The 19,417-nt window shown below is 46.4% G+C and carries 12 protein-coding genes and 1 other annotated feature; of the genes, 9 read left to right on the top strand and 3 right to left on the bottom strand.

All coding sequences use genetic code 11. The features are described from left to right. Positions 1 to 3: 3 nt before the first annotated feature. The 6 genes from BLT53_RS17010 (at position 4) to BLT53_RS16980 (ending at position 9,295) form a co-directional block, all read left to right on the top strand. The gene (locus BLT53_RS17010; RefSeq protein ID WP_090236483.1) at positions 4 to 2,511 is read left to right on the top strand and encodes a PIG-L family deacetylase; all 2,508 of its coding nucleotides are present in this window, start codon (positions 4 to 6) and stop codon (positions 2,509 to 2,511) included. A gap of 67 nt (positions 2,512 to 2,578) precedes the next feature. After that, positions 2,579 to 3,667: an extracellular solute-binding protein gene (locus tag BLT53_RS17005; protein ID WP_090236481.1), complete on the top strand. Its 1,089-nt coding sequence runs from the start codon at positions 2,579 to 2,581 to the stop codon at positions 3,665 to 3,667. 25 nt (positions 3,668 to 3,692) lie between these two features. Next, positions 3,693 to 4,805 (top strand): ABC transporter ATP-binding protein, encoded by a 1,113-nt coding sequence (locus BLT53_RS17000; protein ID WP_090236480.1) that lies wholly within the window; start codon positions 3,693 to 3,695, stop codon positions 4,803 to 4,805. Continuing rightward, a complete protein-coding gene (locus tag BLT53_RS16995; RefSeq protein WP_090236479.1) occupies positions 4,802 to 6,487 on the top strand; it encodes an ABC transporter permease in 1,686 nt (561 codons plus the stop codon). Before BLT53_RS17000 ends, BLT53_RS16995 begins: the two co-directional genes overlap by 4 nt. 21 nt (positions 6,488 to 6,508) lie before the next feature. Then, a complete protein-coding gene (gene argH, locus BLT53_RS16990) occupies positions 6,509 to 8,017 on the top strand; it encodes an argininosuccinate lyase (RefSeq protein ID WP_090236477.1) in 1,509 nt (502 codons plus the stop codon). A gap of 828 nt (positions 8,018 to 8,845) precedes the next feature. Then, on the top strand, positions 8,846 to 9,295 hold the full coding sequence (locus BLT53_RS16980; protein WP_090236476.1) for a hypothetical protein: 450 nt from the start codon (positions 8,846 to 8,848) through the stop codon (positions 9,293 to 9,295). 198 nt (positions 9,296 to 9,493) lie between these two features. Here BLT53_RS16980 and brnQ read toward each other — a convergent pair whose 3' ends face one another. Continuing rightward, complete coding sequence (gene brnQ / locus BLT53_RS16975; RefSeq protein WP_280138812.1) at positions 9,494 to 10,858, bottom strand: branched-chain amino acid transport system II carrier protein; 1,365 nt, start codon at positions 10,856 to 10,858, stop codon at positions 9,494 to 9,496. A 246-nt stretch (positions 10,859 to 11,104) separates the two neighbouring features. Next, entirely contained in the window at positions 11,105 to 12,793 is a 1,689-nt protein-coding gene (argS, locus tag BLT53_RS16970) for an arginine--tRNA ligase (RefSeq protein ID WP_090236474.1), read from the bottom strand. Between the two features lie 41 nt (positions 12,794 to 12,834). After that, positions 12,835 to 13,042 (bottom strand) — a binding site (T-box leader). 117 nt (positions 13,043 to 13,159) lie between these two features. On the opposite strand from argS, the gene BLT53_RS16965 reads away from it, so the two are divergent. The 3 genes from BLT53_RS16965 (at position 13,160) to BLT53_RS16955 (ending at position 19,136) form a co-directional block, all read left to right on the top strand. Next, a complete protein-coding gene (locus BLT53_RS16965; protein WP_170834380.1) occupies positions 13,160 to 14,068 on the top strand; it encodes a DUF4405 domain-containing protein in 909 nt (302 codons plus the stop codon). A 95-nt stretch (positions 14,069 to 14,163) separates the two neighbouring features. After that, entirely contained in the window at positions 14,164 to 14,838 is a 675-nt protein-coding gene (locus BLT53_RS16960) for a DNA alkylation repair protein (RefSeq protein ID WP_090236472.1), read from the top strand. Between the two features lie 191 nt (positions 14,839 to 15,029). Then, the gene (locus BLT53_RS16955; protein ID WP_090236470.1) at positions 15,030 to 19,136 is read left to right on the top strand and encodes a phosphodiester glycosidase family protein; all 4,107 of its coding nucleotides are present in this window, start codon (positions 15,030 to 15,032) and stop codon (positions 19,134 to 19,136) included. Positions 19,137 to 19,161: 25 nt separating this feature from the next. Here the strand turns inward: BLT53_RS16955 and BLT53_RS25870 are convergent, their stop codons facing one another. Then, positions 19,162 to 19,386, bottom strand: coding sequence for a YczF family membrane protein (locus tag BLT53_RS25870; protein WP_090236469.1), 225 nt, complete (start codon positions 19,384 to 19,386; stop codon positions 19,162 to 19,164). Positions 19,387 to 19,417: the final 31 nt, after the last annotated feature.

The raw sequence follows: 19,417 nt of genomic DNA, 5'->3' as shown, positions 1-19,417 counted from the left end.
TTCATGAAACGTTTCATGGCAGTTATAATGTCTGTCCTGCTGACCTCTGCCCTGATGGTACCTGCAAGTGCACAGGAACAAAAAGCAAGTGAAAAGCCCAAAGATCTATGGAGTGCGTTAAAACCTCTTGATACCATCATCAGTTTCCTCAATACAGGTGCCCACCCGGACGATGAGCGAAGCGACCTGCTTGCCTACTTATCCCGTGGAAAAGGGGTAAGGACTGCGAGCCTGATCGCGAACCGGGGAGAAGGGGGACAGAATGAAATCGGTAACGAGCTCGGAAATGCGCTCGGCATCATTCGTTCAAGAGAACTGATTGAAGCCTCAAAAGTGACAGGGGTAACGGTTTACCACCTCAGCCGCAAACCGAGCGATGAGATTTACGACTTTGGATTCTCCAAATCAAAAGAAGAAACGCTGGCGAAATGGGGAGAACAAACCGCCTATGAACGGGTCATCCGCATGATTCGTACATACCGTCCGGATATTGTCATGCCTTCGTTTTTGGATGTGGATACGGAGCACGGCCACCACAGAACAATGAATTATCTGACGGTCAAGGCTTATCAGGATGCTGCAGATCCCAGTGTGTTTCCGGAGCAGCTGAAAGAAGGGCTCAAGCCATGGGCCATCAAGAAGCTTTATTTGCCTTCCGACCAGAAAAATGCGACCACTTCCTTTGAAATCGGCATGATGGATGACGTATATGGCAAAACCTATCCGCAAATTGGGGAAGAATCCCGTTTTCTTCACAAAAGCCAGGGGATGGGCCAGGACATTCCAGCTGCACCAAGAACCATCAATTTAAAGCTCGAGAAATCCAGAGTGGGGACACCGGGAAAAGAACAAACCCTGTTTGATCAGATTCCTTATGATTTTAAAGAGTATGCCGGCACGGTCAATGATAAGCGTGTGAAGAAGAATCTGGTAAAGCTGCAGGAAGAGTTCGAGGGAATGATTGAGGAATATCCGAACAGAGCGGCGATTGCCGAGGATGTATATCCAGCCATCAAACAGACCGAAAAGCTGGAGAAGCTTGTAAAAAACAGCTCGCTGCCAACAGAGACAAAGAGTGATTTGCTTTTCCGTCTCGATAGGAAAGAAAAACAGCTTATGGATTTAGCTGCAGAAGCTTCCAAGATTGATGTGCGTGTGGATCTCAACCAGCCTGTACTTGTTCAGGGCGGCTCTGCGAGAGTCACCGTCACTGTACAAAATAACGGAAAACAAACGCTCAAACATGTGATGCCAGCCCTTCACTTGCCAACTGGCTGGAAACAGGTGGGGCATGTACCAAAAACGAAACTGAAGCGCGGCCAATCGCAAAAATTCACGTATGGCATCAAGGTTGCGAAGAATGCATCTTATTATCAGCCGTATGATCCTTCTGTCATCTCGGCGAGTATTAGCTATAAGGTTCATGGCACAACCGCTCAAAAAACGTATGAACCTGAACAGACAGCAGCAGTCTTGCCGGATGTATCAGTCAAAAATGATCCGGAGAGCCTGGTGGTCAATACCGCAGATCTTAAAGATTCCATCCAGGTGAAGGTGGAAGCGAAAAATAACACCGCCGGAAAAGAAACAGCGGTGCTGCATCTTAATGCCCCGGAAGGCTGGAACGTGACCAACAATGATCAGGAGATCACCTTCCAGAAGAAAGGCGAAGTCCAAAATGCCACGTTTACTGTAGACCTTCCTCATTCGGTAAAAGAGGATGATTACACCCTCAAGCCGGAAGTCAGGGTCAACGGGAAACAGTTGAGCACATCGGTTCAGGATATCTCGTATCCTCATATTGGAACCTTCTATTATTTATACGATGCGGGAACGAAAGCAACCGCTTTTCCGTTGCACTTTGATGCTGGCAAAAAAATCGGCTATGTGGAAAGCGGATTTGACAGCGTGTCCGATAAGCTGCGTGCGGTAGGAATGAACGTCGTCTCCCTTGAAAAAGGCAAGCTGGAATCTGCGGACCTTTCCCAATTTGACACGATTGTGGTCGGCATAAGGGCATACCTATCGAGAGAGGATTTACTTCAAAATAACAGCAAGCTGCTTGATTTTGTGAAAAACGGCGGTCATCTGGTGGTTCAATACCACAAGCCGGAAGACAAGTGGGAGGCTGAAAAATCAGCTCCGTACAAGCTCGTGATCGGCAGCCCGTCCATCCGCTGGAGGGTGACGGATGAGAATGCAAAGGTAACGGTGACAAAGCCGGAACATCCTTTATTTAATACGCCAAACAAGATCACCGACAGCGACTGGGATCATTGGGTGCAAGAGCGGGGCCTCTATTACACAAGTGATTGGGACGACCATTTTGAGACGTTTGTCAGCATGGCGGACCCCGGCGAGAAGCCGTTTACCGGCGGCATTTTGATGGCGGACTATGGAAAAGGAAGCTATCTGTATACCAATCTTGTATGGTATCGCCAAATTCAAAACAATGTACCGGGCGGATACCGGATCTTTACGAATTTAATTGACTATTCCAAAGAGCAGTAAGGAACTAAAAGCAGGAGAGCGGTGCCTCTCCTGTTTTCCCTAATTATTTTTGAAGGAGTGAACCGTAATGGCCGGAAAAAAAGCACTATCCTGTACAGCAGGTGCTGTTCTCAGTTTATCGCTGCTCTTAAGCGGATGCATGGCAGGCAGCCAGACAGATAAAGCGAGCGGGGATAAAAGCAAGAGCAACCTGGAAGAAAAGGTTGTCATCTATTCACCGCACGGCAAGGATATTCTGCAGGAATTTGAAAAAAAGTTTGAAGAGAAAAATCCGGATGTCGATGTGGAATGGCTCGATATCGGATCTCAGGAAGTGCTCGACCGTGTTCGTTCGGAAAAGAAAAACCCACAGGCCGATGTTTGGTGGGGCGCTCCTTCTGTCATGTTTAACCAGGCGAAGGGGGAGGGACTGCTCGAGCCGTATAAGCCAACTTATGCAAAGGCATTGAACGAGGAGTTTCATGACAAGGACTGGGCATGGAGCGGAACGAGCCAAACGCCCGAGGTAATCATGTACAACAGCAAGAAGCTGTCCAAGGACGAGGCGCCAAAGGACTGGGATGACCTCTTGGATCCGCAATGGAAGGATAAAATCATTATTCGCTATCCTCTCGCATCCGGAACGATGAATACCATTTTTTCTGCGATGATTTACCGTGATTACAAAGATTCAAAGGATCCCCAAAAAGGCTATGAGTGGCTGCAGAAGCTTGATGCCAACACAAAAGAGTATTCCGCCAACCCTGAAATCATGTACAGCAAAGTGGCCAAAGGGGAGGGTGCCGTATCGGTTTGGGATATGCCGGACGTTGTCATGCTGAAGGAAGAAAAAAATTATCCGTTTGACTTTGTCATTCCCGAAAGCGGCACGCCTGTACTGACCGAAGGAATCGCTCTTGTGAAAAATGCCAAACATCCAAAAGCGGCAAAGGCGTTCTATGAGTTTGTAAACTCCAAAGAAGCCAACAAAATTCTGGCCGAGAAGCACTACCGCATTCCGACCCGTACCGACATTGATAACCTGCCTAAATGGATCGAAGACACAAAAATCAAGCCGATGGACATCGACTGGAAAGTCTTTGAAAGCAAGTCCAACGGGTGGATGGAATATTGGGATAACAACATAAAAAGTAAAGAAAAAGAACAAAAAGAGTAGTTTTTGAGGAGAGGGGGAGCTGGACATGTCATCCGTAACGCTGAAAAGCATCACAAAGTCATTTAAAACCGTTCAGGCAGTAAAAGAACTCAGTCTGGACATTCAAAAAGGGGAATTCTTTACCTTTCTTGGTCCAAGCGGCTGCGGAAAAACGACGACACTCCGGATGATTGCGGGGTTTTATTATCCTACGACGGGTTCCATATTCTTCGGGGACCGGGAGATGACGAAAGTCGCACCGGAAAAGCGCAATACGGGTATGGTTTTTCAAAATTATGCCCTGTTTCCGCATATGACCGTTTTTGAAAACGTGGCATTCGGTTTGAAGGTCCGGAAGCTGGCTTCGGCCGAGGTGAAAAAGAGAGTAGAGGAAGCGCTGGCTAAGGTCCGACTGGATGCTTTTACCAAGCGGCAGGTAAGCCAGCTGAGCGGGGGCCAGCAGCAGCGGGTGGCCCTCGCCCGCTCTCTGGTTATTCAACCGGAAATCCTTTTGCTCGATGAGCCGCTGAGCAACCTTGATGCCCGGCTCAGAGATGAGATGAGAACAGAAATTTTGCGTTTGCAGCGCGATTATGGCATCACCACCATCTATGTTACACATGATCAGATCGAGGCACTCTCGATGAGTGACCGGATCGCTGTGTTTAATGCGGGGGAATGCCAGCAAATCGGAACACCCAAAGAAATTTACAATGAACCGGCCAATGACTTTGTGGCCTCTTTTATTGGTGAGACGAACCTGATTCCGGTCCAGTTGGAGGGAAGGGAAGGAGGTACACTGCAGTTTTCCTGGGTGGAGGACAACAGCAAGAAGCTTATGGCAGAGCGGCCGGCTGCTTTTTCTGAAGAAGAGCTCTTGTCTGTTTCGATCCGTCCCGAGGCGGTGGAGGTGTTTGAAGAACCTCCTGTAAATCTGCAAAACGTGTATGAGGGAACCATCGAGCTGGCCCAGTTTACGGGAGCCTCTCTTAACCTCTTTATCTCACTCGGTGGAAAAGTGGTGCAGGCGATGGTGCTAAACACCATGGCACACCCGGAGCCCGAGCCTGGCGACCGGGTGTGGGTAAGGCTTCCTGAATTCCGTGTGCGCGTAGTTCCGCGTGTGATGGAGCCAAAGGAAGGACGGAGGATTTCATGAAGAACCGCGACCATCGTTTCACACTTCTCCTTTTGATTCCCGTCGTTCTTGTTCTTGTGGCATACGTTCTTTATCCATCGCTGCGTACCCTGATCGAAAGCTTTCAAAACAAGGAAGGATGGAGCGGCGGAAATTACGCAGATTTCTTCGGATCTGAAAGTCGGTCCAACCTGCAGGCGCTGTGGAATTCGGTCTATATTTCTCTCTTGAGTGTTTTCTTTTCAGCGTTGATCGGTGTTCCGCTTGCCTTTATTTTTAACAAATATGAATTTCCGGGCAGGAGCTTCTTCTCAAGCGCTGCTATCCTTCCGATTGTGCTTCCATCGCTTGTCGGAGTGATGGCGTTCATGTTTTTGTACGGGGAGTCGGGGCTTGTTCCCAATGCGATTAAAGATTTGTTCGGACTGACAAATATACCGTTTAAAATCGGCGGTGTGTCCGGCATCCTTATCGTTCATGCTTATACGATGTATGTTTACTTTTACATGACTGTTTCAAGTACAATTCGCAGCATCGATCCGTCCCTTGAGGAAGCGGCATACAATCTTGGTGCCGGCCGGCTGACCGTGTTCACAAAGGTGACGCTTCCCCTTTTGACGCCAGCTATTGTGGGAGCATCGCTGTTGGTGTTTATGACCTCCATGGCTTCTTTCAGTGCCCCTTTTCTGTTGGCGGGAGGCTTCAGGGTGCTCAGTCTGCAAATCTATTTTTCAAAAGTAAATGGCAACCTGTCCATGGCTGCCACGCAATCTGTCATTTTATCCATCGTATCCATCTCATTCCTGTTGTTTATGAGATGGTACCAGAACCGGCGAGATTACAGGATGGCCACCAAAGGGATCGGAGCTCACCGCAGTGAAATTAAAAATCCCTTTTTAAAAGGATTGATGGTTGCGGTTGGGGTTGTGGGTGTCATCATTCTTCTTCTTCCGCACATGACCATCTTGATCCTGTCGCTTGTCCCGGATGGCACGTGGACGTATCAAACCTATCCTTCGGTCTTTAATGGGGAAAATTATTTATTTTTATTTACGGAGCCAAAAATCTGGGATCCGGTGCGGAACAGTTTGATTCTGGCGTTTCTGGCCACACTCGGCAACCTGGTGTTTGGCGTGCTGACATCATACGTCCTGGTGAAACGAAAGTTTGTTGGCAAGAATATGCTGGATATTATGGTGATGCTTCCGTGGGCATTGCCTGCCACGGTGGTGGGGATGAATCTCGTACTTGCGTTTAATGAATCCTCCGTATTTACGTTTGGCCATATCCTGGTGGGGACGTTCTGGATTTTGCCGCTTGCCTATTTTATCCGGCATATCCCGCTCGTTGTCCGCTCCACTAACGCTACACTCGAACAGCTGGATGATTCGCTTGAAGAAGCGGCCCGTAACCTTGGGGCCAAGTGGTTTTATCTGTTTAGGAGAGTCGTGCTTCCACTTGTGATGCCGGGAGTGATGGCCGGCACGCTGCTGGCTTTTGTGGAAGCGGTCGGCGAATTCCCCACGTCGGTTTTGCTGTATACGCTCGGCAACCGTCCGATCTCGATTGAAATTATGAACCAGCTCCGTATGTTCAATATGGGGCAGGCGGCCGCCTATGGAATGATTCAAATCAGCCTCATCGGCCTGGTGTTGTTCATTTCGAACAAGTTTTTCGGCATTAAAGCCGAGCGGTCCCTCTAATGCAGAAGGAGGACACTGAAAATGGAATTTAAGGAAGCATTTATAAAGGAAGAAGGACGAACATTTCCGGGGAAAACGTATGCGGAACATTTACTAAAGCATGTGTTCAATGATCAGCGAGATTACCTGTTTACCGAGATGTTTGCCATTCACAGGGCGCATGTAGTAATGCTTGCCGAACAGAATATCGTTAATCAAGAGGAAGCAGCGGAGATCCTGGCCGGTGTGGAAAAAGTTAGGGGAATTGACTGCAGCCAGTTGAATTATGATCCTCTTTTTGAAGACTTGTTTTTTATGATGGAAAGCAGGCTTGCCGATGAAATAGGACCGGACCTGGCTGGGAAAGTTCACATCGCCAGAAGCCGGAATGATATGGGTGTAGCGATGTACCGGCTCGTGTTAAGGCGTCATATTTTAACACTCATTGACCATGCACTCGGGCTTGGTGAGGCATTGTTGGAACAGGCGAAAGAACATACTGAAACCGTAATGACCGCCTATACACATACCCAGCCGGCTCAGCCCACCACACTTGGCCATTATTTGCTGGCCATCTACGACATCCTGGACAGGGACATCTCCCGGCTTTGGTCCGCTTATCACACGGTTAACGCTTCTCCAATGGGCGCCGCTGCACTCTCTACAACAAGCTTTCCCATCAGCAGGGACCGGGTCCGTGAACTCCTCGGATTCAGGAGTATTGTTGAAAACTCCTATGATGCCATTGCAGGTGGAGACTATTTATTGGAGACGGCGGCTGCTGTAATGATCCTCATGACCGATACCGGCCGCTGGATTCAGGATTTTCTTCAACAGGCTACCCGGGAGTTTGGCGTCATTCGGGTAGCTGATGCCTATGTTCAGATTTCAAGCATCATGCCGCAAAAACGAAATCCGGTATCGATCGAGCACTCCCGCTCGTTGGCCAGTTCCGCCGCTGCCGAAGCGATGACCGCCATTCATATGATCCATAATACGCCGTTTGGAGATATCGTTGATACAGAGGATGACCTGCAGCCTCACTTGTACAGAAGCTATGAAAAAGCCTCCCGCGTCCTTAAGCTCATGAAGGCTGTAATCACAACGATGGAGGTGGATGAGGAAAAAATGAAAGAGCGGGCAGGCCAGTCCTTCATTACAATCACCGAACTTTCAGATGTGCTGGCCCGGGACAAGGAGGTTCCTTTCCGTAAAGCCCACAAACTTGCGAGTGAGGTTTCTAAACATTGCGCAGCGGCTGGTAAAGAGCTGTACGAAGTTTCAGCAGAAACGGTAAACGAGTGGATCAAACCATTCTTTGATGTGACTTTAACAAGCGAAGAGTGGACGGCAATCACAAACCCGCTGGAATTTGTGCAGCGGCGAAAGATTCGGGGAGGCACCAACCCCAAGGAAGTCAGCAGAATGATCTCCGAACGGAAAAAGACCCATGAGAAGCTGGTCCAAAGAGTGGCAGACGAACATTCCTATCTAAATCAGTGCAGCCAGCTGCTGGATACAGCCGTTCTAGACAGGATCACAGGTAAGTAAGATTCAGGGCTTAAGTACATGATGCACCATCCGGAGAGGATCATCAAAAAGTTGCTTCATCATTTGATAATGCAGGGTTCCCCCAAGTTCACCCCTTGCATCCCATCTCTGTCAGGTCCACGATTTTGGCTGAAGAATACGCCATCATAATGGGCGAGTGGGTGGCAATGGTAAATTGCGAATGGTCATTGACGCTCGTGACCCCTGGAAACTATGGACAGCTGCCTGAGGGGGGACAGGGCAGCTTCCGGCTCGTGTTAGAATATAAATCCCGGTTCATTGCCCAGTTCTTCAATGTTCGTCGCCACATTATAGAAACTCTCCGCACGCAAAAAGAACTGTTTTTCGGCGAGTTCAGACTGTACATAAGGTTTCATAGCACATCGGAGTCCCTTTCTTGGCAGGGGCTTTTTTATTTACGTGTAAATGAACGGGTCAAATTGAAAGGGAATCGGCAACCTTGTCCCGTTCCAGAGCCGGATGCATCGGTATAAAGGAGAATACAAATCCATGTATAGTAAAATGGAAGAAGAGTATGAAATAGAAGGTAAGTTAAAAATTTTATAATAAAAAAAATGACCAAAGGAGGGTAGCCCTTGGTCAAAGGAATTCTTGCTCATGAGTTTGAGCAAAGAAATTAGGATAATGTAACCGTACAATAGTCCTGGTTTCCTGTAAACAAGTTTTGCCTAATTTAGCATAAAAGAACCGATTGATAGTAGGGTTATAGCGTCTAAAAGAAGGATACGCCTTTCCGGACCCCTTCTTAAGAAGGCTACATATACTGGTAAGCAGGCTCAAATTATATTAAAAGGGGAGCGGACAGCAATGAATATCACATTACCCGTTCCATCCCGATGGGGGATCAGTGCAGATGTCGGCGGCAGGCCGCTTGTCTGGGGAACGGTGGAAATCCATTCGATCATGGATCAAAAAATTGAAGGAAGCATCAATTTCAGGGGTATGCCTATTCCCATTCATGGCTACTGGACGGAGAACACAAGGCATCTTATGTTTGATTCACCGTATGCCGCTTTTTCAGGCAACCTTTCCATTTATGACGATTCTTCCATCAATACCCGGCATTTTCTGATTAACGGACGGCTGCATATGAAGCAAACGTCCATGATGGCCGGTGAGTATGGAACATGGGTGGCTTCCACTAATGCGCCGTTGGGCCAGGGAGGCGGAACACCACAAGGCCAAAGCCAGATACCGCCTGTAGGAGCGTTTATCACCTCGGATTATCTGAACGGTGCGGTGAACCGGAGACAGTAAAAAGGTGCATGCCAACCCTTTTGTCAGCGTATATGGCATATAACAAAGCAAAACTCGCCTCAAAGTGGGCTGGCGGGTTTTCTTTGTTATAAATTCCAGTTCATTTTTAAACTTCATTTCGGAGTAAAAAAACTCTTCCGATGCTTATGAGCAACGAAAGAGTTTTATCAGTTTAAAGATATAAAAAGTTAATAATCGTTAAGAAACCTTCCTGTCACGATGCTGGACGGCACTCAGTAGCGATTGATCTCCCAAAATCAATCCCAGGAGGTACCCAATGAGTGCTCCGGCGATGGCAGGGACAACCCAGCCGAGTCCTGCATCATAGAGCGGCAGCACGTGTGAAAAAAAAGAATTCACAGCCGGAATGGAAAGCTTGGCTGCATTTAAACCATCAAATACAGAAACAATAAATGTAAACAGCAAGCTGATTTGGTAAACCTGCCTGCGTCCTTTGAACAGGTTGTGTGCGAAGCTTAGAACGATAAGCATGATCGCCAGCGGATAAATGGCAGTCAGTACCGGAACCGAAATGGCGATTAGCTCATTTAACCCCAGGTTAGCGGTCAATGCACTGAAAACAGAAAGTGAAATCGCGAGTGCTTTGTACGATAGTTTTGGAAAAATGCTATGGAAATAGGATGAACAGGCTGTCACCAGACCCACACTTGTGGTCAGGCAAGCCACCGTAATCATTAAGCCTAAAAATACATTTCCGAGCGAGCCGAAATAATAGTTGGCTACAGCGGAAAGAACTTCACCGCCATTGCTCAAATGGCCAAGTTTTGAAACGCTTGAAGCTCCCATGTAGGAAAGGGAGGTATAGACAATTGCGAGAACGGAAGCTGCAATGAGTGCTGCTTTCGCACAGGTTACAGCGATAATCTTCTTGTCACTGCCTCTTTTTTCTTTAATGGCGTTGATGATGATGATGCCAAAAACAAAGGCAGCGAGTGTGTCCATCGTCAAGTAGCCTTCTTGAAACCCTTTGAAGAAGGAATTGGTTGCAAAGTCCTTGGTCGGCGCCTGGATTGGCCCAATTGGATGAACAAATGCGGCAATGACCAAAATACCGATAAACGTCAATTTCAGCGGCGTTAAAATCTTACCTACAATATCAACGATCTTTGTAGGGTTAAGCGAAAGCAAACAGGTGATGCTGAAAAATACGATGGTAAAAATCAGCAGTGGCAAATGCCCGCTGTTGTGCGGCAAAAACGGTTTTACCCCAATTTCAAATGAAACACTGCCTGCACGCGGCAAAGCAAACAGGGGACCAATGGCCAGGTACAGAACAAAAGTATAAAGAGCACTAAACCACGGATGAACGCGGTTTCCCATATCGCGTAAGTCGTTGCTTCCGGAAATTCCGAAAGCAAATACTCCAAGCAACGGAACGCCAACACCAGTAATGAGGAAGCCAGCGTTGGCAATCCAAACGTTGCTTCCGGCGCTTTGTCCGAGCATTGCCGGGAAGATAAGATTACCCGCCCCAAAGAAAAGAGCGAATAACATAAGGCCAATAACCAATGTATGTGAAGACTGAGTCTTGTTGTTAAACACAAACAACCCTCCGAATAAGAATATTGTGAATATTTATATTATACCATGTCGATTTTTGTCGACCAAACTGTCGAATACAATATACGATGATAACATGCTCACAGAAGAAATCAAGGGGAAAATTCAAAAAGAATTTAGTAAATTTAAACTTTTCTCTTTTGAAAGCCTTTTCTATTTAATTCTTAAACGGTTGAATCAGTTTTTCACATAAAAAGCCCTCTTACATCGGCAGTAAGAGGGACCCAATTACATTTGTTGTGGTGCTTTAATTCCGAGAAGGCGTAATCCTTCTTTTAATACAATGGTAACCGCCTTTATAAGCGATACACGGCTTTCCAGGCGATTATCATCCTGAAGCACTTTCACATGGCTGTAAAACATATTAAATTCCTGGGCTACATCCATTAAGTATTTGGCGATCTGGGAAGGCTCGTATCGGTTAAAACTTTTTTGAATCACTTCCGGGAAGCTCATCAATGTTTTGATCAGCTGCCAGCTATAGTCGTCGTTCAGTCCTTTTTCCAATCCGTTTACGTTTTTGGCTTTTCTCAGGATAGAACATGCGCGAGCGTGAGTATACTGTACATACAGCCCCGTTTCGCCTTCAAACTTCAGCATGTCTTCGAGAGAAAACTCGATATTGTTCAATCTTTCGTTTTTTAAGTCATGGAAGATAACGGCTCCTACCCCAATCTGTTTTGCGACTTCTTCCTTATCGGAAAGTTCCGGGTTCCTTGCTTCGATGTTTTGTTTTGCAAGCGTGATGGCTTCCTGGATAACTTCTTCGAGGAGAACAATCTTGCCTTTTCTCGTCGACATTTTCTTTCCGTCTTTTAATATAAAGCCGAACGGAACATGAACCATTTCCTTTGCCCATGGGCAGCCCAGCTTCTGAAGAACAAGAAAAATCTGTTGAAAATGGAGGCTTTGTTCATGTCCGACAATGTACAGGCTTTTGGTAAAGTGGTACATGTTCTGGCGATAGAGAGCGGCCGTCAAGTCCCGGGTGGCATAAAGAGTGGCGCCATCGGATTTTTTAATGAGGCATGGAGGAAGATCATGCTCATCCAATCTTACAACCTCTGCTCCATCTGATTCAGTGAGCAGCCCTCTTTCTACTAAAAGCTCCACCGTTTTTTCCATCTTATCGTTATAGAAGGCTTCACCATGGAACGTATCAAACTCAATATCCAACAGTGAATAAATTTTGGAGAATTCTTTCAGTGATTCCTCTCGAAACCATTTCCACAGGGCAGTGGCTTCTTCGTCCTTTTCTTCCAGTTTTTTAAACCAGCGTCTCGCTTCATTCTCCAGTTCTGGCTGTGTTTCTGCTTCTTTATGAAATCTTACATAAAGGCTTAACAGCTCTTTAATCGGGTTGGAGATTACGGTTTGCTCATCACCCCAGTGTTTATAAGCGGCGATCAGTTTACCGAATTGTGTCCCCCAGTCCCCGATATGGTTGATGCGTATTGGTTGGTATCCACATTTCTCTGCGATGTTGCCGATTGCGTTCCCGATAACCGTTGAACGGAGGTGGCCCATGGAAAAGGGTTTGGCAATGTTGGGTGATGAAAGGTCGATGGTGATGCTTTCCCCATTGCCAACAGTTGCCGATCCATAAGAATTTCCCTCATTTAAAATGTTCACAAGAGCCTGTTTGCTTAGTTCTTCCCTGTTGAAAAAACCATTTACATATGGACCCTGAGCTTCGATTTTTTCAAAAAGAGAAGAACGAAGGTCAGAAGCGAGTTTTGCCGCAATTGTTTGCGGTGCCTGCTTTCTTATTTTGGACAGTGCAAAACAGGGAAATGCAATGTCGCCCTGTGAAGGGTGCCTCGGTATTTCCACAAGTGTTTCAATCTCCTGGATGGAAAGTTCCCCATTCAAAGGCTGTGCAAGTAGTGCTGCAAATTGTTTTTTTAGCTTTACCATACTTTCAACCCCTTTTTAAATATAAAAAAACCCCGCCTCTAATTAGAGGCGGGGTAGTCCGCGGTACCACTCTTATTGTTCAAATTGAACCACTTGGCTGGATAACGGAGATTTTCTCCGGCATGCCCTACTTATTGTTCAGGATGCTTCTCAGAAGTGCGCTTCCTCTTTGTGCTTCTGCCAGGCTTCCACCATCCCTGGCTCTCTATTATCTGCAGAAAAGAGTACTCTCTTCCTCATCGAAAAGATATTGTTTTTGTGATTATATAGAAGCCGCCATGAGAAAGTAACTGATTTTTAAAATTAAGATTTTCTTAAGGAAACCCCATTACATTAAAATCAGAAACTATGTACAGGGGTGTAGAGATGAAGAAAATCAACTACGTAAAGTTTGCAATTGATGTAATCATGGCAGTTGCGTTCGTGCTTTTGTTTAACAAAAGGGTGTTTGGCGGCATGACGTTTCATGAAGTGGCGGGTACAGCCATCGGGGTTGCCTTTTTAACCCACCTGGCATTGAATTGGAAGTGGATCAAAAACGTAACACGTAAACTATTTGATAAAAAGCTTCCGGGTAAAACGCGTTTCAGCTTCGGCTTGAATTTACTGCTGCTCATCTGTATGGCAACGATCATGGCCAGCGGAATTTTTGTATCAAGAGTACTATTTCCAAACGTGAACATAGGAAATGAAGGCTCGTTCAAAATGCTTCACATCTCCTTGTCTTTTCTGACCTTAATCATGGTTGGAATCCATGTGGGAATGCATTGGAAATGGGTCATCAACGTCTGGAACAAAATGTTGTCCATTAAGGAACCGAGGTCCTGGATGAACTGGGCTGCCAAAGGAGTGATGGCGGTGGTCCTGGTGTTTGGCCTCTTTCAGATCTATGAAACAGGATTCATGGCACGGGCAGCCAGCCCCTTCGGCTTGGTAGGAGGAAATACTTTTGCTGCTGGCAAAGGAATGGATAGGGATGGAGAGGGTGGCAAACCGTTTACCAGACCGGTTCAAAATGATCAGAACAACGGCACAAGTGAGAAAAGTGAGGGCCAAGGACCACCTGAACAAGGCTCCTTCCAGCATGAACGGCCAGCTTTTGGCGGCGAGGGACAAAGAGGAGGGGAAGGCTTTGGCGAGCCCGGGCATGAATTTGGCGGAAACGTAAGTCCGTTGTCCGTGATTGCTACGTACACCGGAATCATGGCCGTATTCGTGATCGCTGCATACTATTTCACCCAATGGATGTCCAGAAGAAAAAGAAAAACGGAATAAAGTTCGCCACTATGCCAGGCACACCAACAGAAGGTGTCTGGCATTTTTTTATTTGTTATAATTTAGAAAAAATGCTTTTCTTAGGAGGATGACTCATGGCAATGACATACCTTGAAACGCTGCATGAAGAAATTCGAAGCCGCAAAAACCCGGCAGACGCTCTAAAAATGGCCGCATACATGAAAAACAAATTTCCTTTCGCCGGCTTAAAGTCTCCCATTCTAAAAGACGTAATGAAAAATCATGTGAAAACGTACGGCTTGCCGGAAATGAGCATCCCCGAGATTACAAAAGCAAGCTGGGACTACAAAGAAAGGGAAATGCAGTATGCGGGCATGTTTCTCGTGGACAAGATGAAGAAAACGATCCGGGAGGAAGATCTGGAAGCACTGGAGCAAACCATAACGAACAAGTCATGGTGGGATACGGTGGATCATATCGCGAAGCATCATATGGGGCACTACATCCAGACCTATAAGCACAGAGAAAAGGAATTAGCAGAGAAATGGATTCATTCTCCGAACATGTGGCTGAAGCGGACAGCAATTCTTTACCAGCTTGGCTATAAACAGGAGACGGATACTGAAATTCTTGCCTATGTGATCCAGCAGGAAAAAGAGAACAAGGAGTTTTTTATCCGGAAAGCCATTGGCTGGGCACTGCGGGAATACGCAAAAACCAATCGGGACTTTGTTGTCCGGTTTGTAGATCGCACGGAACTGCAGCCGTTAAGCCGAAAAGAAGCGCTTAAGAACCTGCAGTTAACCTGATTCTCCTTGAACGATAAGGCATACAGGATGGAAGGCCTACAAGTGGAACAACTTTCGGCCTATTGTTTCTCGTACTCTAGTTATTTAGTATAACTATATAACAATATTACATATTTTTAACATTCGTTTAATAATTTTCCATTACTGTATTCCTGTATGCCTAAATATATTCACAGGAGGAAGCGATCTTAATGAAGATACGTTGGAAAAGGAAAATGGCCCCTTCCGCTTTAGCTCTGGCACTCATCTCCCCTGCCATCATTCCTGATACTGTTACTGCCCTTGGAGAATTTCATCTGACCTCACCTCTGATTAAAACACCGATCAACGAGTACACCGCAGATTTGGCCCCTGGTGTACAAGAAAAACATTACAGTTATGAAAATCAAGAAGGAAAGAAGATTGAAAGCTTTGTTGTCGATGTCGACCTTCAACATCCCGGTGTATCGGTGGAAGCCGGAACGCCAAATGACAAAGATGCTTATGGCCTGCAGCCGGTCAGGGCACAGGCCAAGGCTGCCGATTCAGAGAATCATAAAGTTGTTGCCGCCGTTAATGCCGACTTTTACAACATGGCTACCGGTGAACCGCATGGTGTGATCTACAAAGATGGACGAGCTGTTAAAGAAAGGAATATGAACGGATGGAACTTTTTTGGCATCAGGAAAAATGGTGAAGCCATTATTGGGAGTGCTTCCGAATACGAAGGATTGAAGAGTGAACTAAAGGAAGCTCTTGGAGGCAATGCCATCCTGGTGAAAAATAAACAAATCTATCAGACGCCCCAAACCGGGCAGAACCTGGAGCCCAGGACCGCTGTAGGGATTAAAGAAGACGGAGATGTTTTCTTTGCGGTGATTGACGGCCGTCAAGAGCCCTACTCTGCGGGAATTACGATGAAAGATTTGGCCCAGCTCATGATGGACCTCGGGGCGGTTCAGGCACTTAACCTTGATGGGGGAGGCTCGTCGACATTTGCCACCCGGGAGCTTGGCGGAGATACACTGGAAGTGGATAATCTGCCGTCTGACAGAAACGAGAGAAGTGTCGCCAACACCTGGCTTGTGGCGACCACAGAACCTTCGGATCATATTTTCCATTCCGCCTCTATCAAGCCTTATGACGCGTCTTTTACCCCTGGAAGCGTGGTTGATTTTGAGGCAAAAGGAAGGGATAAATCATTGGCCTCCGCAACGCTTCCCACAAGCGGTATGACGTGGGAGCTCTCCGATCCTTCTTTTGGTGATATTGACGAAAAAGGGATTTTTACCTCGAACGGCAAGACCGGACAACTTTCCATTATTGCCAAGCATAATGGGAAAGAGGTGGGACGCAGCCCGATTGAAATTGAATCGCCGGACCAGCTGTATTTCTCATCGACTGAATTAACGGTCGGGCGAAACAGTAAAACGAAATTGGATCTGGTGGCTGAGTTTCATAAAAGAAAACTGCATTGGAACCGAAATGATGTGGAATTTGATCTCCCTGAGGGAATGGGAACCATTGATGAGGATGGAGTTCTGCATACAGGCAGTCAAAACGTAAAAGGGACGATTACGGCAAGGTTCAAAAACACCAACTTAGAAGCAAAAATTCATATTTCGGTGGGACAGCTTCCGGTCATTCTTCATGATTTTGAACAGGGAGCGGACGACTGGAAAGTTTCCACCGCCAACCGTGGAGAAAAAGGAACCCTGTCGGAATCCCACTATCCCGGACCTGTACGTTTTGGAGATAAAGCTCTAAGGCTTGATTTTGACCTGACGAATGCCCAAAGCGGGACAACCCTTGGCGTATATGCCGGACCAGGGACACCAACTGAGATTGATGGAAATCCAACTGGCATCGGCATGTGGGTATATGGCACGCCTGAAGCGCAAGGGTATTGGCTGAGAATGTATCTTGTAGACGGAAATGGCAAGAACCAGACAATCAATCTCACAGAAGAAAGCCCGGGAATCAACTGGACGGGCTGGAAATATATCGAAGCAGAAGTTCCCTCCTCCTTTACCGGTCCGTTTAAGCTGTCCGGCTCACAGGCCATCCGCATGATGTCTACCAAATCAGGCATTACCGGACCCATGACAAAAGGAACGCTGTACGTGGACAACATACGGGCGGTGTACGGAGAAAAAGTGGACGATCTGAATCCCCCGGTCATTGAATCTGTCAGCACGGAGGACAAAAGCTATACCACGAAAGAGGTAAATCTCACGGCGAAGGTTCATGAATACGAGGAGGATCCTTTTAAAACGGGCATCGATTGGGAAAAAATCCGTGTCATTGTTGACGGAAAGGATTATTCAAAGGCAGAAGGCCACTATTCGTATGATATGGATGGTTCGGTGTCATTAACTGGTTACCAGTGGGCAGACGGAACCCACAAAGTCATGTTTATGGTTCCGGATAAATTCGGAAATCAGTCGATTCATACGAGCTATTTCACAGTCAATACGAATGGCTCGAAAATAGAACTGACAACAGACCAAAAAGAAGCCTATTTAGGAGAAACGTATACTATTGATCTTAACGTAACAAAAGCGGAGGAGATCACCGGATCTGCAGTAAAACTTCAGATGGATAAGAATCTTCCTGTAAAAGATGTAGAGTTTGCGGATGGTTTTTCGGATAGTTCATCAAGCTATGACGAAAATACAGGGATACTTACCCTCAACCTGAAAAACAGCACCGGGGCTGGAACCCTGAATGCGGCAGCCATTCATACAGCCGTTCCTTCGGATCTAAAAGAAGGAAGCGAGATGATGGTTGAACTGCTGGAAGGAACCATCAGCTATCAGAAGCCAGTGGAAGGAACGTTCAATCCTACCTTTTCTGCCAAACCCGCAAAAGTGCCGGTAAAAGCAGCTTACCAGTTAAATGCTGAGCCGATTCTCATCGGAAAACCAGCAACACTATCTGTAAAAGACAACAAGGATTCAGCAGTAAGCGGAGCAGACATTTATGCCATAATTGGCGAAAGTAAGGAACCGACCCTTCTTGGACAAACAGACGCAAACGGCAAATTGACGGTTGATTCCATTACAAATGAAGTCAATGCGATCTCACTGTATACCGTAAAGGATGGAAGATATTCTTTTCCGTTGACGACACAGTCGTATCAACCGCTGGTCAAGGAAGAGGAGTTCAAAAATATCCATGCTGCTCCATCAGCCAACCCGTTAACGGTGAAAACATTGACCTGGATGTCGAGCCCGCTTGGAAAGGAAAAGGCTCCATATGTACAGTATGCGACGAAGACGGATTATGAAAGACAAGGGGAGGCAGCCTTCAGGAAGCGTGCCGGATCGTATAAAGACAACGTGTTCAATGGAGAGCTTGATCTAAAGAAAAACGGGATCATCCGCGTTAATACCGTAAATCTCAAAGGATTAAAGCCGGGCACAGAGTACGTGTACCGTACAGGCAATGGGACAGCCTGGTCGAAGCTTCAGGAATTTGAGACCCAGCGCCCGAAGAAAATGTTTGAGTTTGCGGTCCTTGGAGATACACAGTCGCCTTCGGATTTGAGTCATTTTGACAAGATCCTCGCAGATCTCAATGAGAAAAAGATGCCGTTTATCATCCATGTCGGTGATTTGATCGATGAAGCATCCAAGTTCAAACAATGGGATGATACGTTGGGTGTGGTAAACAAATATAAAAACATTCAGAGTACCGATATGATTTCTGTGCTCGGAAATCATGAATATATGGGAGACAACAAGGCGGACCTGGCCAAATCCATATTAGGACTTCCGCAAAGCGGGCCCCAAGCAGATCAGGGCGGAACATACTCAGCAGACTATAACAACATGCACATCGCCGTTCTTGGTTTTACCTCGGAAAAGGAAATATTGGAACAACAGCTCCAGTGGCTGAAACAAGATATGAGAAGTACCGATAAACCCTGGAAAATTCTCGTCACACATCAGCCGCCATATTACACGAATCCCTTTGGCGGGAACGAGGTGATAAAAAAGAAAATTCCTCCAGTCGCAGATGAACTCGGTATCGATATGGTATTTTCCGGTCATGACCATTCCTACGGAAGGACAAAAAAGCTGAAAGCCGGAAAGGAAGACAGCAACGGAACGGTCTATGTGGTGGCAGGCACGACAGGAAACAAGCATTATGATGCCGTCGCTGACGAAAAGTTTGAATATGTAAACATGGACAACATCGCCATTTCCCTTCAGGCCAAAGTGGAGAAAGATGTGATGACAATTTCGGCCATCACGTCAGGTGGCGAGAAAATCGATGAGTTTACGGTGAAAAATAATGAGTATGAAGGCAAATAAAAGATTCAAGGAAAGAGAAGCCCAACTATTTCGGGCTTCTTTTTTTTGTGAAAAGTTGAAAGACTGATTGGAGAAAAAAGAGAGCAATAAGGATGACAAAAACAAAACTCTCAATCAGCTCCATGACTTTAAATGGAGACATAACATTAAGGTAGACCGTTCGCGGCTCAAAACCTTGTGCCAGATCCAAAGTTAACGAAAAAATGGTTAACAAAACAAACATGGAAAGGGTAATCAGGAGTATTTTCATATCATCACGCTCCGATAAATAGTATCCCCAA

The organism is Fictibacillus solisalsi (genome assembly GCF_900103485.1).
In the GTDB taxonomy this organism is placed as follows: Bacteria; Bacillota; Bacilli; order Bacillales; family Fictibacillaceae; genus Fictibacillus_C; species Fictibacillus_C solisalsi.
This window is presented reverse-complemented; position numbering and strand designations above follow the sequence as displayed.

What these genes read in the sequence shown, in the direction of transcription:
- BLT53_RS17010 (WP_090236483.1), top strand. Translation starts at nt 4, where the DNA reads ATGAAACGTTTCATGGCAGTTATAATGTCTGTCCTGCTGACCTCTGCC.
- BLT53_RS17005 (WP_090236481.1), top strand. Translation starts at nt 2,579, where the DNA reads ATGGCCGGAAAAAAAGCACTATCCTGTACAGCAGGTGCTGTTCTCAGT.
- BLT53_RS17000 (WP_090236480.1), top strand. Translation starts at nt 3,693, where the DNA reads ATGTCATCCGTAACGCTGAAAAGCATCACAAAGTCATTTAAAACCGTT.
- BLT53_RS16995 (WP_090236479.1), top strand. Translation starts at nt 4,802, where the DNA reads ATGAAGAACCGCGACCATCGTTTCACACTTCTCCTTTTGATTCCCGTC.
- argH (WP_090236477.1), top strand. Translation starts at nt 6,509, where the DNA reads ATGGAATTTAAGGAAGCATTTATAAAGGAAGAAGGACGAACATTTCCG.
- BLT53_RS16980 (WP_090236476.1), top strand. Translation starts at nt 8,846, where the DNA reads ATGAATATCACATTACCCGTTCCATCCCGATGGGGGATCAGTGCAGAT.
- argS (WP_090236474.1), bottom strand. Translation starts at nt 12,793, where the DNA reads ATGGTAAAGCTAAAAAAACAATTTGCAGCACTACTTGCACAGCCTTTG.
- BLT53_RS16965 (WP_170834380.1), top strand. Translation starts at nt 13,160, where the DNA reads ATGAAGAAAATCAACTACGTAAAGTTTGCAATTGATGTAATCATGGCA.
- BLT53_RS16960 (WP_090236472.1), top strand. Translation starts at nt 14,164, where the DNA reads ATGGCAATGACATACCTTGAAACGCTGCATGAAGAAATTCGAAGCCGC.
- BLT53_RS16955 (WP_090236470.1), top strand. Translation starts at nt 15,030, where the DNA reads ATGAAGATACGTTGGAAAAGGAAAATGGCCCCTTCCGCTTTAGCTCTG.
- BLT53_RS25870 (WP_090236469.1), bottom strand. Translation starts at nt 19,386, where the DNA reads ATGAAAATACTCCTGATTACCCTTTCCATGTTTGTTTTGTTAACCATT.